Annotated in this window: 13 protein-coding genes; 4 read left to right on the forward strand and 9 right to left on the reverse strand. The window is 74.2% G+C overall.

All coding sequences use genetic code 11. The features are described from left to right. Nucleotides 1-50 precede the first annotated feature (50 nt). Nucleotides 51-605: a superoxide dismutase family protein gene (locus tag HUT16_RS11390; RefSeq protein WP_176187929.1), complete on the forward strand. Its 555-nt coding sequence runs from the start codon at nucleotides 51-53 to the stop codon at nucleotides 603-605. A 135-nt stretch (nucleotides 606-740) separates the two neighbouring features. Here the strand turns inward: HUT16_RS11390 and argF are convergent, their stop codons facing one another. The 3 genes from argF to HUT16_RS11405 form a co-directional block, all read right to left on the reverse strand. Further along, nucleotides 741-1,742, reverse strand: coding sequence for an ornithine carbamoyltransferase (argF, locus tag HUT16_RS11395; protein ID WP_176187930.1), 1,002 nt, complete (start codon nucleotides 1,740-1,742; stop codon nucleotides 741-743). Between the two features lie 150 nt (nucleotides 1,743-1,892). Next, the gene (locus tag HUT16_RS11400) at nucleotides 1,893-4,499 is read right to left on the reverse strand and encodes a polynucleotide kinase-phosphatase (RefSeq protein WP_176187931.1); all 2,607 of its coding nucleotides are present in this window, start codon (nucleotides 4,497-4,499) and stop codon (nucleotides 1,893-1,895) included. Next, a complete protein-coding gene (locus tag HUT16_RS11405) occupies nucleotides 4,496-6,232 on the reverse strand; it encodes a 3' terminal RNA ribose 2'-O-methyltransferase Hen1 (protein WP_176187932.1) in 1,737 nt (578 codons plus the stop codon). The genes HUT16_RS11400 and HUT16_RS11405 overlap by 4 nt, the downstream gene beginning before the upstream one ends. A 101-nt stretch (nucleotides 6,233-6,333) precedes the next feature. Here HUT16_RS11405 and dapD point away from each other — a divergent pair, with 101 nt between their 5' ends. After that, a complete protein-coding gene (gene dapD / locus HUT16_RS11410; protein WP_176187933.1) occupies nucleotides 6,334-7,323 on the forward strand; it encodes a 2,3,4,5-tetrahydropyridine-2,6-dicarboxylate N-succinyltransferase in 990 nt (329 codons plus the stop codon). A 271-nt stretch (nucleotides 7,324-7,594) separates the two neighbouring features. Here the strand turns inward: dapD and HUT16_RS39710 are convergent, their stop codons facing one another. From HUT16_RS39710 to HUT16_RS11440, 6 genes are all read right to left on the reverse strand, one after another. Next, entirely contained in the window at nucleotides 7,595-8,470 is an 876-nt protein-coding gene (locus tag HUT16_RS39710; protein WP_176187934.1) for a DUF6099 family protein, read from the reverse strand. Nucleotides 8,471-8,745: 275 nt separating this feature from the next. Further along, nucleotides 8,746-9,099: a nucleotide pyrophosphohydrolase gene (locus HUT16_RS11420; RefSeq protein ID WP_176187935.1), complete on the reverse strand. Its 354-nt coding sequence runs from the start codon at nucleotides 9,097-9,099 to the stop codon at nucleotides 8,746-8,748. Then, a complete protein-coding gene (locus HUT16_RS11425; RefSeq protein WP_176187936.1) occupies nucleotides 9,096-10,373 on the reverse strand; it encodes an AAA family ATPase in 1,278 nt (425 codons plus the stop codon). The genes HUT16_RS11420 and HUT16_RS11425 overlap by 4 nt, the downstream gene beginning before the upstream one ends. Nucleotides 10,374-10,628: 255 nt before the next feature. Next, nucleotides 10,629-11,459, reverse strand: coding sequence for a putative RNA methyltransferase (locus HUT16_RS11430; RefSeq protein ID WP_176187937.1), 831 nt, complete (start codon nucleotides 11,457-11,459; stop codon nucleotides 10,629-10,631). A gap of 201 nt (nucleotides 11,460-11,660) precedes the next feature. Continuing rightward, nucleotides 11,661-12,074 (reverse strand): hypothetical protein, encoded by a 414-nt coding sequence (locus HUT16_RS11435; RefSeq protein ID WP_033216979.1) that lies wholly within the window; start codon nucleotides 12,072-12,074, stop codon nucleotides 11,661-11,663. Beyond that, entirely contained in the window at nucleotides 12,071-12,307 is a 237-nt protein-coding gene (locus HUT16_RS11440; protein ID WP_030458280.1) for a toxin-antitoxin system HicB family antitoxin, read from the reverse strand. The genes HUT16_RS11435 and HUT16_RS11440 overlap by 4 nt, the downstream gene beginning before the upstream one ends. Nucleotides 12,308-12,699: 392 nt before the next feature. Here HUT16_RS11440 and HUT16_RS11445 point away from each other — a divergent pair, with 392 nt between their 5' ends. Both HUT16_RS11445 and HUT16_RS11450 read left to right on the forward strand, forming a co-directional pair. Continuing rightward, nucleotides 12,700-12,951, forward strand: a complete 252-nt coding sequence (locus tag HUT16_RS11445; RefSeq protein WP_254897758.1) for a DUF397 domain-containing protein — start codon at nucleotides 12,700-12,702, stop codon at nucleotides 12,949-12,951. Between the two features lie 113 nt (nucleotides 12,952-13,064). Continuing rightward, complete coding sequence (locus HUT16_RS11450) at nucleotides 13,065-14,042, forward strand: DUF5753 domain-containing protein (RefSeq protein ID WP_176187938.1); 978 nt, start codon at nucleotides 13,065-13,067, stop codon at nucleotides 14,040-14,042. Nucleotides 14,043-14,046 lie beyond the last annotated feature (4 nt).

Consider the following 14,046-nt stretch of genomic DNA (forward strand, 5'->3'; position numbering starts at 1 on the left):
GGGCGGCCACCGTGTCGGGTGTTCCCTGACGGTCCGTCGGAAGGTCCGCGATGCCCCTGTCCTCCGCTGCCGGTGCGCTGATGGTGCCGCTCGCCCTGCTGCCGATCGGCCCGCCCGGCGCCCAGGGCCCGGCGGGTCCCGCCGGGCCGACCGCTCCGAAGGCCGGCCCGGTGGTGGACGCCCGGTTCGACCGGGCGGACGGCTTCGTCCCGGCGCGGGCGATCACCCACGCGCCCGACCTGGTGCCGTACGGCTCGCAGGTGCGGGTCACGGTCGGCCGGGCGGCCGGGCGCACCTCCGTCACGGTGGAACTCGCCGGGGTGGCCGACCGGCACGAGTTCCCGGCGCACGTGCACACCGGGCGCTGCGGCTCCGACCCGGCGTCCTCCGGTCCGCACTACCAGCAGGTGGCGGGGGCGGACGCGGCCGACAACGAGGTGCGGATGACGGTGCGCACCGGCCCGGACGGGACCGGGTCCGCCTCGGCGACCGTCCCCTGGGAGTTCCGGCCCGGCGAGGCGCACTCGCTGGTGCTGCACGCGGGCACCCCCGCCGGACCGCACGCCGCGGCCGACCGGGCGGCCTGCGTGGACGTCGACTTCTGAGACCCGCCGGAGCCGTCCGACCCGGGCACCCGGGCTCCCGGGCACCTGGACGTCCGAACGCCCGGACGCCCGCCGGGCTGGTGCGTCCGGCGGGCGTTCGGGGGAGCGGGCGTTCGGGTGGAGCGGGTGCGGCGGTCAGGACCCGAGGGTCGCCACCATCACCGCCTTGATGGTGTGCAGCCGGTTCTCGGCCTGGTCGAAGACCACCGAGTGCGCGGACTCGAACAGCTCGTCGGTGCACTCCAGCTCCGACATGCCGGTGAGCTCGAACATCTGCCGGCCGACCTCGGTGCCGAGGTCGTGGAACGCGGGCAGGCAGTGCAGGAACTTGACCGCCGGGTTTCCGGTGGCGCGCACCGTGTCCATCGAGACCTGGTAGGGCTTGAGCAGCGCGATCCGCTCGGCCCAGACCTCCTTGGGCTCACCCATCGACACCCAGACGTCGGTGTAGAGGAAGTCGGCCCCGGCCACACCGGCCGCCACGTCCTCGGTGAGGGTGATCCGGGCGCCGCTGGTCTCGGCCAGCGCGTCGGCGGCCTTGCGGATCTCCTCGCCGGGCCAGAGCGAGGCCGGGGCGACGATCCGGATGTCCATGCCCAGCAGCGCGCCGGTGACCAGCACCGAGTTGCCCATGTTGAAGCGGGCGTCACCGAGGTAGACCAGGGTGGTCTGGTTCAGCGGCTTGGTGGAGTGCTCCTGGATGGTGAGCACGTCGGCCAGCAGTTGGGTGGGGTGCCACTCGTCGGTCAGGCCGTTCCAGACCGGGACGCCCGCGTGCGCGGCCAGTTCCTCGACGATCTCCTGGCCGTCGCCGCGGTACTCGATGCCGTCGAACATCCGGCCCAGCACCCGCGCGGTGTCCTTGATCGACTCCTTGTGCCCCATCTGCGACCCGGCCGGGTCCAGGTAGGTGGTGGTGGCGCCCTGGTCGTGGGCGGCCACCTCGAAGGCGCAGCGGGTGCGGGTGGAGGTCTTGGCGAAGATCAGCGCGATGTTCTTGCCGCGCAGCCGGGGCTGCTCGGTGCCCGCGTACTTGGCGGCCTTCAGCTGGGCCGCCAGGTCGACCAGGTGGCGGAACTCCTGGGGAGTGAAGTCGAGCTCCTTGAGGAAGTGCCTGTTCCGGAGATTGAACGCCATACCGGTCTCCTGGGTCGGTCAACGGACTGAAGTGGGAAGTGTATACGAGGAGTCGAATATTCATGCAACACTTCGATGGCCGGTGCCCGGCCGGGGCCACCGCGGGGATGCGGGGACCCCGGCCGTGCACCGGCCGGGCGTCGGACCCGGTCAGAGCCGGGGGTCGACCGGTTCGGACTCCAGGGCCAGCACCGCGAACACCGCCTCGTGCACCCGCCACAGCGGTTCGCCGGCCGCCAGCCGGTCCAGCGCCTCCAGGCCGAGCGCGTGCTCGCGCAGGGCGAGCGAGCGCTTGTGGCCGAGCGAGCGCCGGCGCAGGTCGTCCAGGCGCCGGGTGTAGTCCGGGCCGTAGATGATCCGCAGGTAGTCGCGGCCGCGGACCTTCAGCCCGGGCTGCACCAGCCGTCCGGAGCCGTCCCGGTGCAGCGGGTCGACCGGCTTGACCACCATGCCCTCGCCGCCGGCCGCGGTCAGCTCCTCCCACCAGGCGACGGCGGCGGCGACCGACGACTCGTCCTCGGTGTCGACCAGCAGCCGCCCGGTGCGGTGCAGCACCGGCGCGCCGCCGCCCGGCTCCTCGGTGCGCCGCCGGTCGGCGTCCACCAGCCGGTCGATCAGAGCGAGGTGCTCGGTGTGCGGGCGCAGCGCCAGGTTGGCGCCCTCGGCGGCGAGCAGCTGGAACGGGGCCAGCCGGATGCCGTCGAGGCCCTCGGTCGGCCAGCAGTAGCGCCGGTACGCCTCGGTGAAGGCCCGGGCGTCGACGGCGTGCTCCCGCTGGCGCCGCGTCAGCTCCGCCACGTCCAGCCCCCGGGCCGCGGCCCGGTCGAGGGCGTCGAGCGCGGTGGGCAGGGCGGCCCCGGCGGCGGCGCCGACGGCGGCGTACTGGCGGCGCAGCAGCTCGGCCGCCTTGAGCGACCAGGGCATCAGTTCGGCGTCCAGCAGCAGCCAGCCGGTGTCGAGTTCGTCGAACAGGCCGGTGTGCTCGGCGGCGGCCCGGAGCCGGTCGAGGACCGCTTCGGTGAGGTGCCGGTCGTTGAGGAAGGCGCGGCCGGTCCTGGTCCAGATCGCACCGGGGCCGGGCAGGCCGAAGCGCTTCTCCAGGGCGGACCCGTCCCGGGCGACCAGGACGACGGCCCGCGAGCCCATGTGCTTCTCCTCGCAGACCACCTGCCGCACCCCGTCGTGCCGGTAGGCGAAGAACGCCTCCTCGGGGTGCTCCAGCAGGTCCTCGCGCCGGGAGGTCGGCGCGGGGGCCATGGTGGGCGGCAGGTAGGCGAGCAGCCTCGGGTCGAGCGCGAAGCGGCTCATCACCTCCAGCGCGGCGGCGGCGTTCTCCTCCCGGACGGCGACGTTGCCGAGCCGGGCGGTCTCCACCACCCGGCGGCCGGCCACGTCCGCCACGTCGAGCGGACGGCCCTCGCGACCGCCGGGCGCGTCGGTGTGCATCGGGCGGACCGGCTCGTACCACTCCCGCTCGGCCGGGACGGCGACGATCTCCCGCTCCGGGTAGCGCAGCGCGGTCAGGCTGCCGCCGAACACGCAGCCGGTGTCCAGGCAGATGGTGTTGTTGAGGAAGCTCGCCACCGGCACCGGGGTGTGGCCGTAGACCACCAGGGCGCGGCCGCGGTACTCCTCGGCCCACGGGTAGCGCACCGGCAGGCCGTACTCGTCGGTCTCGCCGGTGGTGTCGCCGTACAGCGCGTGCGAGCGGACCCGGCCGGAGGCGCGGCCGTGGAACCTCTCCGGCAGGCCGGCGTGGCAGACCACCAGCGCGCCGCCGTCCAGCAGGTAGTGGCTGACCAGGCCGCGCATGAACTCCCGCACCCGGGCCCGGAACTCGTCGCTCTCGGCGGACAGCTGGTCGATCGACTCCTGCAGGCCGTACGAGACGGTGACCTTGCGGCCGTCCATCCAGCGGCCGAGCTTGTTCTCGTGGTTGCCGGGGACGCAGAGCGCGTGGCTGGCCTCGACCATGCCCATCACCAGGCGCAGCACGCCCGGGGTGTCCGGGCCGCGGTCGACCAGGTCGCCGACGAACACCGCGGTGCGGCCCTCGGGGTGGACGGCGTCGACGGCGCGGCCCCGCTCGTCGCGGGTGAGCTCGTAGCCGAGCCGGTCGAGCAGGGTCTCCAGCTCGGAGCGGCAGCCGTGGATGTCGCCGACGACGTCGAACGGGCCGGTGAGGTGCCGCAGGTCGTTGTACCGCTTCTCCGGGACGATCTCGGCGTGCTCGACCTCCTCGACCCCGCGCAGCACGTGCACCTTGCGGAAGCCCTCGCGCTCCAGCCCGCGCAAGGAGCGGCGCAGGTCCCGCTGGTGGCGGGGGATCACGTGGGCGGGCAGCTGCCGGTCCGGCCGCTGCCGGTTGCGCTCGGCGCACACCTCGGCCGGGACGTCCAGCACGATGGCGATCGGCAGCACGTGGTGCTCCCGGGCGATCGCGACCAGCGCCCGGCGGGCGTGGTCCTGGACGTTGGTGGCGTCGACCACGGTGAGCCGGCCCGCCGCGAGCCGCTTGCCGACGATGTAGTGCAGCACGTCGAAGGCGTCGGCGGAGGCGGACTGGTCGTTCTCGTCGTCGGCGACCAGGCCCCGGCAGAAGTCGGAGGAGACCACCTCGGTGGGCTTGAAGTGCTTGCGGGCGAAGCTGGACTTGCCGGAGCCGGTGCTGCCGATCAGCACCACCAGCGAGACGTCGGTGACGGGCAGTCGGCGGCCGGCCCGGGCAGGGGTCGGCTCCGGAGTTGCGGTGGTCATCGGTGGGCGCTCCCTTCCGGGGCGGGGTCGTTCGACGGGACGGTGGCGGCTCCGGGGGCCGCCGGGGTTTCGAGTGCTTCGGGGATATCGGGTGCTTCGGGTGCTTCGGGGGCGAGACGGAAGTGGGCGAGCTGGGTGGGCGCCCCGACCTCGGGGTCGAGCGGGCCGACCGGTTCGAGGTCGACGGTGTACCCGTACGCCTCGGCCACCCGGCGAGTCCAGGCCGCGAACTCGGCCCGGCTCCACTCGAAGCGGTGGTCGTCGTGCCGCATCCGCCCGGCGGGCAGGGTCTCCCAGCGGACGTTGTACTCGGCGTTCGGGGTGGTGACCACGACCGCCGCCGGCCGGGCCGCGCCGAACACCGCGTACTCGAGCGCGGGCAGCCGGGGCAGGTCGAGGTGCTCGATCACCTCGCACAGCACCGCCGCGTCGTAGCCCTTCAACCGGGCGTCGGTGTACGTCAGCGCGCCCTGGACCAGCTTGACCCGGCGGGCCTGGCGCTCCGGCAGCCGGTCCAGGCGGAGCCGGCGGGCGGCAGTCGTCAGCGCCCGCGAGGACACGTCCACCCCGAGCACCTCGGTGACCCGCGGCTCCTTGAGCAGCGCGCCCACCAACTCGCCCTGCCCGCAGCCCAGGTCGAGCACCCGGGCCGCGCCGGTGCGGGCCAGCGCCGCCAGGATCGCCGTCCGCCGCTGCCCGGCGAGCGGCCCCCCGCGCTCGCGGTCGGCCTCGGTGGTCTCGGTGGCCTCGCCCGTCCCGGTGGCCTCGGCACTCTCAGCCTGCTCGGCCTGCTCGGCCTGCTCGGCCGCTCCAGCGGCGTTCACCTCCTCGGTGGCGTCCGGGGCACCCGGGGTGCCCTGAGCCCCCGGAGCCTCCGCGGTGTCCTCGGTGTCCCCGGCGTCCGGGTTCTCCGGGACGTCCGGGACGGCGTTGTCGATCTCCTCGGCCTCGCGGTCGTCGGCCTCGGCCAGCCGGGCCAGGGCGAGGCGTTCCGTGGCGAGCCTGGTCAGCGACCAGCGGCGGGACAGGTAGCGGCGGACGATCAGGGCGCGTTCGGGGTGGTCGGCGAGCCAGCCCTGGCCGGCCGCGAGCAGCTTGTCGACCTCGTCGGGGGCGACCCAGTAGTGCTTGGCCCCGTCGAGGACGGGCAGCAGCACGTACAGGTGCTGCAGCGCGTCGGACAGCCGCAGGGTGCCGGTCAGTTCGAGCCGCACGTACCGGGAGTCGCCCCACTCGGGGAAGGACTCGTCCAGCGGGAGGGGCCGCGCGTCGACCTGCCAGCCCAGCGGGGCGAACAGCCGCTCCACCAGCGCGGGGCCGTCGGCGCCGGCCACCGGGACGGCGGGCAGCGCGATCCGCAGCGGCCGCGCCCGGCCGGGCAGCTCGGGCCGGTGCGCGCACTCGCCCTTCATCGCGGACCGGTAGACCGTGCGCAGCGCCACCGCGAGCAGCGAGGAGGCGGCGTACGGGCGGTCGTTGACGTACTGGGCGAGCGCGAGGTCGGGCGAGCCGGAGCGGCCCTTGCCGCGGCCCTGGCGGAGCAGTGCGGCGGGGTCGACCTCCAGCAGCAGCGCGGCGGTGCACGCCCGCTCGCCGGACTCGGGGTAGAAGACGTGGGCGCTGCCGTGCGCGGTGGCGAAGCGCTGCACCTTGTCGGGGTGCTTGTGCAGCAGGAAGCCCAGGTCGGAGGCGGGTTCCTCGGCGGTGCCGGTGGTGGAGATCGATACGAACACCCGGCCGAGTATGACCTGCGGCTCCGTCCGTGAGCACCAGGTTTTGTCCGTCCGGTGAGCGTGTTGGTCAGTCCTCGGCCCGATTGGTTACGGTGCGGGATGTGACTGCTGAAACCTCCACCCCCGCAAGCGGCGCGGTGGCCGCCGGCCTGGCGACCATCGCGGCCGACGGCACCGTCCTCGACACCTGGTTCCCCGCTCCGGCGCTGGCCGCCGCCCCGGGCCCGTCCGGCACCGTCCGGCTGAGCGCCGAGGAGGCCGAGTCGGCGCTCGGCCCCGGCGCGGCCGAGGCGCTCCGCACCGACGCCCGGCGCGGCGTCGAGGTGGTGGCGGTGCGCACCGTGATCTCCTCGCTGGAGGAGAAGCCGCTGGACGCGCACGACGTCTACCTGCGGCTGCACCTGCTCTCCGCCCGCCTGGTGAAGCCGCACGGCCAGAACCTCGACGGCATCTTCGGCCTGCTGGCGAACGTCGCCTGGACCTCGATCGGCCCGACCCCGGTCGCCAACGTGGAGCAGGCCCGGCTGGCGGTGCGCGCCCAGGGCGGCCAGCTGGCCCTGTACGGCATCGACAAGTTCCCCCGGATGACCGACTACGTGGCCCCGGCGGGCGTCCGGATCGCCCACGCCGACCGGGTGCGCCTGGGCGCGCACCTGGCCGAGGGCACCACCGTGATGCACGAGGGCTTCGTCAACTTCAACGCGGGCACCCTGGGCACCTCGATGGTCGAGGGCCGGATCAGCGCGGGCGTGGTGGTCGGCGACCACAGCGACATCGGCGGCGGCGCCTCGATCATGGGCACCCTGTCCGGTGGCGGCAAGCAGGTCGTCTCGGTGGGCGAGCGCTGCCTGCTGGGCGCCAACGCGGGCATCGGCATCTCGCTGGGCAACGACTGCGTGGTCGAGGCGGGCCTGTACGTCACCGCCGGCACCCGGGTCACCGCGCCGGACGGCTCGGTGGCCAAGGCGGTGGAGCTGTCCGGCCAGGACAACCTGCTGTTCCGCCGCAACTCGCAGTCCGGCGCGGTCGAGGTGATCGCCCGCTCCGGTTCGTGGGGCGGCCTGAACGCGGATCTGCACTCGCACAACTGACCTCCTGTCAGGTGGTGTCCGTCGGACGGCCGGTGTCTGCTCCCCAGCAGCCCGGCCGTCCGGCCGTTCCGGCCCGGATGGTTCGGCGGCCCGTCCCGAACGCGACGCCGTAGCGGAGCGAGCGCGGCGCCGTAGCCGAGCGGGGGCGGCCCCCGCAAACCCGGCTCACTCCTGCGGCTGACCGCTGCCCCCGGTTGGACCTCAACGGGTGGTCCGGGGTGACCGCGCGCGGCGGGGACTCGTTGGACCGGCGGCGCCGACCCCCGGCGCTTCACACCGCACCACCGAGTTGGAGGGGCCCCCTCATGTCCGAGCCCTCGACCGAGCCGCCCACCGCGGCCGCCGCCGCGGGCGGCGCGCCCGCCGGTCCGAAGTCGCTGCTGGAGCAGATGCAGGAACTGCTCGCCTCGATCAACACCGACCTGGCCGGACTCGACTCCGACCTGCGCTCCTCGCCCGCCCGCGGCGGGCAGGACACCCCGGCGGACGGCTCGCCCCGCGGCTGAGCGCCGCACGCCGCCGGGACCGGCGGGCCCAGCGGGATCACGAGCCTCGGCTCCTCCCGCCGGGCCGGACCCGCCGGCGACACCTCGCCCGGCGCCCCCGGCGCCCCCGGTTCCGGCCCCTCCCCCGGCTCGCCGTCCGGGGCCCGCGCACCCGTCATCCTCCGCTGCTCGCGCAGGAGTTCGGCCACCAGGTCGCGGCACTCGGAGCCGGCGTCGAGCCCGTCGATGCAGCTCCAGTACAGGCTCTCGGTCTCCGCCCCGCAGGCGAGCACCACCAGGCTCTCGTTCGCCTCCTCCAGCAGCAGGGCGAGTTCGGCCAGCACCGGTTCCAGCTCGCCGAGCGCACTGAACCGCTCGACCAGCGTCGGCCCGGACCACTCCGGGTACACGCCGACCGGGCCGCCGGGCAGGTCGTCCAGGCCGGGTTCGGGTGGCTGGCGCAGGCAGCTCGCGGTGTGCGCGCCGGCCTCGCAGAGTTGCTGCCCGAGGGTGGCCAACGCCTCCCCGTCGTGGTCGGCGACCCGGGCGCCGACCGCTTCGGTGAGCAGCCCGGTCTGCCAGGCCTCGTGCAGGATGTCTCCGGTCGTCCGGGCCTCGGCCAGGGCGTGCCGGACGGTCTTGATCAGTCGCAGCGCGTGCACGGTGCGCTCCCCTCGTCCACCGCCGCCGTCCTTCGGCGGTCGGTCACGGGGATCAGCGTGCCGCCGCTCCCGGGGGTGCTCCCAGCGGATTCGGCGGCCCTGTGGACAACCCGGCCCTGTGGACGACCGGGGTCCCCCGCACGGGGGAATTCCGGATGATCTTCCGGCTTCCGGGAATCACCCGGACCCCAGGGAGCCGGGACCCACCCGCACCCTGGGACCCGTCCGACCCCTTGGGCGCCGGGAACCACCCGCACCCTGGGACCCGTCCGCCCCTAGGGCACCGGGAACCTGCTCTCGTTGCGCTCGATCTTCTCCGCCAGCGCCCGCAGCGGGTCCACCTCCAGCACGGTGCACAGTTGCAGCAGGTAGGCCAGCACGTCGGCCACCTCGTCGCGGACCCGGTGCGCCGAGTCCGCGTCCGACATCACCTCGGCGGCCTGCTCGGGCGTCAACCACTGGAAGACCTCCAGCAGTTCGCCGGCCTCGACGGTCAGCGCCGAGGCCAGGTTCTTCGGGGTGTGGTACTGCTGCCAGCTCCGGACGGCCGCGAACTCGGCCAGCCGCCGCTGCAGTTCGGGCACCGTCAGTTCAGCGTCCGGCACGGCCGGCTCCACTTCGTCGCTCATTCCCCCAGGTCTACCACCGCGCCCTCGCCGCGCGCCGCGCCCTGCGCCGGCACCCGGGCGGCGGGGTCGGTGCAGCGCAGCAGGCTGTGGCCGGTGGCCGGATCGCGTCGGCACTCGACCAGTTCGACGCCGTCCGGGCCGAGCGCGGGGCCCGGTTCCTGGAGCGTGGCGAGCAGCCGGATGTCGCCCTTGCCGGTGACCTCGCGGGCCAGCCGCAGCAGGGCGGCGATCTGGTCGGCCGCCAGGCCCGCCCCGAGGTCCTCGGCGAGCAGTACCAACTGCCGGTGCGCGTCCGGCACTTCGGTGGCGGGATCGACGTCGAGGACGGCGGCGCCGGTGAGCAGGACGGCGGCGAAGGCGAGCAGCCGCAGCATGCCGTCGGCGGCCTGGTCGGCGCCGGTGCGGCCGAGCACGCCCTCGTCGAAGACCGCGAGCAGCCGCTGCCGGTCGCCGTCGCCGCGGCGGGCGACGCCGAGGCCGAGCAGCGGGTGCGGGGCGGCGGCCTGGACGGCGCGCAGCAGGCGGGCCCAGCGGCGCGGGCACTCGTGCTCCAGCCGGTCGAGCACGGCGGAGATGTTGGCGGCGGTGCCGAGCAGCCTGGCCTGCCGTTCGGGCCGGCCCCAGCCGCGCATCGCGGCCGGCACGGGGTGCAGCGCGAACACCTCGCGCAGCGCGGTGAGCACCTGTTCGGCGGCGGCCAGCACCTTGCGCTCGCCGTTGGAGGACCCGGCGACCCGCAGCGGCAGTTGGGCGGTGACCAGGCTGCCGCTGGGCAGCGGGGCGCGGATGTCGCCCTGCCGGGAGTCGTTGTGCCAGGTGACGTTGACCCGGCCGCGGGTGAGGTCCTGCTCGCCGGTCTCCATCAGGGTGCGGCCGTCCAGGGTGAGCCACTCGCGGGCGATCCGGACGCGCCCGTCGGTGCGCACCACCACTTCCAGCCGGATCGTCCCGACGCAGGAGCGCACGGTGCAGCCCAGGATGATCGCGTTGCGCCCGTGCGGGACGCAGCCGGACAGCCCGCCGCGCACCGGGACGGCCAGCGGGCCGCGCGCGCCGCCGACGCCGTCCAGGGACGGCCTGATCTCCTCGCCGAGGGCGAGCCGGGAGAGCACGCTCAGCGCGTCCAGCGCGTTGGACTTTCCCGCCCCGGACGGCCCGTGCAGCACGGTCAGCGGCGACATCGGCAGGACGGCCCGCCGGTACGACTTGAAGGAGGTCAGCCGCAGTTCCTCGACGGTGGGGCGCTTGACCGTCGGCGCGGAAGCCGTCGGCACGGGCACCGGAAGGGCGGGAGCCGTCGGCACGGGCACCGGAAGGGCGGGCACCGTCGGCACGGACACCGCAGGGGCGGACGCCGCGGGAACGGGCGCCTGCCGCATTTCGCGGGCGGCGGGCGGCAGGGGTGGGGCCACGGGGGCTTCGCTGGTCACCCGGAGCACTCTAGGTGCGCCCTGAGCTGCAGAAACGTCCCTCCTGACGCCCTTTCACCCCTTCGAGTCCCAACCGTCGGGGGTGCGGCGCCGGGCCGTTCACCCGTACGCGGTGACCAGCACCGAGCCGGTGACCTCCACCGGTTCGGGCAGCGCCGCCAGCGCGGCGGCCAGCGCGGCCGGGTCGGTGTGCCAGGCGCTCGGGCCCATGCCGACCACGGCGGCGGCGTCCGCCCGCGACAGCCGCAGCGCGAACTCCACCTCGGTGCGCTCCACCGGCGCGAACCACGGGCCGAGCTTCTGCCCGATCCGCCGGTCCTTGTCCTCGTCCACCGACAGCAGGCCCAGCGCGCCCACCAGTTCCCGCAGGTGGCGGGAGGTCGGGGCGGCCACCAGCAGCCGCCCGCCGGGGCGCAGCACCCGCCGCATCTCGGGGCCGTTGCGCGGCGCGAACACGTTCAGCAGCACGTCCGCGGCGGCGTCCCGCAGCGGCAGCGGCCGCCAGGCGTCGCAGACCACCGCGCCGATCCGCGGGTGCGCCTTCGCGGCGCGGCGCAGCGCGTACTTGGACAGGTCGAGCGCCGCGCCCGCCGCGCCCGGCCGGGCCTCCAGCACCCGGGCCAGGTAGTGGCCGGTGCCCGCGCCGAGGTCCGCGACCAGTCCGCTCCGCGTCGCGACGTCGGCCGCGGCGGCGGCCAGCGCCCGTTCCAGCGGGGCGTAGTGGCCGGCCGCCAGGAAGTCGCTGCGGGCCGCGACCATCTCGGCGGTGTCGGCGGTGCCCTGCTTGGCGTCCCCGGCCAGCAGGCTCACGTAGCCCTGCCGGGCCTGGTCGAAGCCGTGTCCGTCCGCGCAGCGCAGGGTGCGGGCCTCCAGCGCCAGCGGGCGGGCGCAGTGCGGGCAGACCAGGTAGGGCTCGATGTCCTGCAGCAACTCGCTCGCATCCTCGGCGCAGATCGTTCGGTGCCCGGGCACCGTCAGGGGCCGGGGGAACGTCGAGGGTATCCCGCCCGCGGACGCCTCGTCGCTCTCCCGGCCCCTGACGCGGGCCCGGCGGCGGCTCGCTCCCCGCCGTCGTCCCCGGCCGCTCCCCGCGCCGGGCGGCGGCGGCTCCTCGCTCCGGGCGGCGGCGGCTCACTCCTCGCCGTCGTCGCCGACCTCTTCCTCCTCCGACTCGTCGACCACCCACATCGCCAGCCGCTCGGCCACGCCGGTGATGCCGAGCTTGCCCTCCCGGATCGCCCGGGCCAGGCTGCGCACCTCGCGCGCGGTGGTCGCCACCCGGCAGCCGCTGGCCACCAGGTACGCGTAGGCCACGGCGGTGGCGAAGAGCTCGTTGTTGCGCTCCAGCGCGGGCACCCGGATCAGCTGGTGCATCAGCGCCGCCGCCCGGTCCTGCGGTTCGGGGTAGACCGCGATGTCGAAGATCTCGGCCTGGTGCCTGGTGATCGCCGCGAGCAGCGATCCGTAGTCGGTGACCTGCGGGTCACCGGGCGTGTACTGCTCGGCGGTCATGAGCAGCCACGAGAGGTCGACCTCCAGTTTCAACGGCGCACGTCCTGGAGTTCGCCGGGCGACCCGAACTCGGCGAGGAACACCGCCTCGTGCTCCTTCATGAACTGCGCCGCGGCGTCCACGAAGTTGCGCCCGGCCTCGCCCATGTCCTGCTGCACCAGCCGTTCGATGTACTGGTTCATGCTGATCCCCTGCTGCTCCGCCCGCTCGCGGGCCATCTCGGCGGTGGTCGCGTCCACCCTGACGTTCAGCTGCTTCTTGGCCATCCTTCAACGCTAGCGCCGATGTGCTAGCACAACAAGGGCGCAAACCGGCCGCCCCGCTCCCGTGGGTATCTGCCCAGCCCGCCCGCGCGAGAACCGCGGACCCCGGCCGGCCCGCCCGGGCGCGACCGCGGACGGACGCCGCCCCGGCGGCCCCGCCCCCTCCCGCGGCCGCCGGGGTGCGGTGAATCCACTGGTTCACCTATTCGACAGACCGATTCCTTGTCACCCGAAAAGTGGTAGGGCCGTTCGAATAGCGGAGGGCTACTATTCATGACGCCCCGCCCGTGGGATCCCATCGGGATCCCACGGCATCATGAGCTGCGGAAATGGGCGACGGTACGATGATGAGACCGCGCGGGGCCGCTTTTCGCACAAAAAGATTGGACGCTACTGTGACCGATTTCCGGAACGGCATGCGGGCGGACGCCATCGACTCCGCCTGCGCGGGTCCCTGGATCAAGGCGAAGATCAGCGAAGGCCAGGGGCAGTGCGCGGAGGCCAAGGACCTCCCGGGGAGCCGGGTCGCCGTGCGGCAGAGCACCGATCCGACCGGCCCCGCACTGATCTTCACCCGCGACGAGTTCGCGGCCTTCCTGACCGGCGCCAAGGCGGGGGAATTCGACCACCTGGGTGCCATCGTTTAATAGTATGACCTACTGATCAAACTCCCAACGCATGACGGCAGGGCCCTCCTCGTGGAATCATTGGTATGTGCGCGCGTTGATGCGCGGGACTTCACGAGGAGGGCCACGTACCCATGGGCGAGAATGCCCCGGTGCTCGGCGGTGGGACGATTCCTTTTCCGCACCAGAACGCCGAAGGGGCGACCTGGGGAATCGCGGCGACCCTGCTGGGCGGGTCGCTGAGGGCCCTTCGCAACCGGGACCGGACCATGACCCTGCGCAGGCTGGTCGAGCTGATCCACGCGAAGGAGCCGCGGGCCTCGATGTCCGCCTCGAAGCTCAGCCGGATCGAGGTCGGCGACCGGCGGCTGCACAAGGCCGACGACATCAGGCCGATCCTGGACGCCCTCAAGATCGAGGGGTCGCAGCGGGAGGAGCTGATGAAGCTCGCCCGGGACGCCTCCGTCGAGGGGCTCTCCGACGTCTACCGGGACGTCGCGCCGGACTGGATGGGCCGGCTGATCGAGCTGGAGTCCAGGGCGAAGGACCTGTTCTCGCTGGAGACCCGTGCCGTGCCCGGCCTCCTGCAGACCGAGGCCTACACCAGGGCCGTCCTGCCGGGCTCGCTGCCCGTGCGCCTGCGCGGCAACGCCGAGCGGCTCGCCGCCCTCCGGGTGGCCCGGCGCGAGCGGTATCTCCAGGCGGGCCCGCCGCGATCGGTGTTCTACATCAAGCACACCGTGCTGGAGGACCTGGTCGGTTCGCCGCGGGTCATGGCCGACCAGATCCGCCGGCTGCTGGAGTACACCGAACTGCCCGACATCGGCGTGCGCGTCATTCCGCCGGGCGGCGACCGGCTGCGCTGGGTGTCCTCCATGACCCGGCTGGTGTTCCACCCGGGCGACGGCTTACCGGAGATCATCTACAACGAGGAGCACGGCCGCGGCAAGTACTACGGCCCGCCGGAGGACGCACCGGCGACGGAGGGCGAGCCGAGCGAGTTCAACGAGTTGATGGAGGTCCTGCAGGACGCCATGGTCCTGGCCCCGGGTCGGGAGGAGAGCCGCCAGGTCCTGCACCGCCTGCTGCGGGGGTGGGAACGGGAGGCGTAGGCGG

Source organism: Kitasatospora sp. NA04385, from assembly GCF_013364235.1.
Classification (GTDB): Bacteria; Actinomycetota; Actinomycetes; order Streptomycetales; family Streptomycetaceae; genus Kitasatospora.

Coding starts and splice junctions, on each gene's coding strand:
- HUT16_RS11390 (WP_176187929.1), top strand. CDS start 51: ATGCCCCTGTCCTCCGCTGCCGGTGCGCTGATGGTGCCGCTCGCCCTG.
- argF (WP_176187930.1), bottom strand. CDS start 1,742: ATGGCGTTCAATCTCCGGAACAGGCACTTCCTCAAGGAGCTCGACTTC.
- HUT16_RS11400 (WP_176187931.1), bottom strand. CDS start 4,499: ATGACCACCGCAACTCCGGAGCCGACCCCTGCCCGGGCCGGCCGCCGA.
- HUT16_RS11420 (WP_176187935.1), bottom strand. CDS start 9,099: ATGAGCGACGAAGTGGAGCCGGCCGTGCCGGACGCTGAACTGACGGTG.
- HUT16_RS11440 (WP_030458280.1), bottom strand. CDS start 12,307: ATGGCCAAGAAGCAGCTGAACGTCAGGGTGGACGCGACCACCGCCGAG.
- HUT16_RS11450 (WP_176187938.1), top strand. CDS start 13,065: ATGGGCGAGAATGCCCCGGTGCTCGGCGGTGGGACGATTCCTTTTCCG.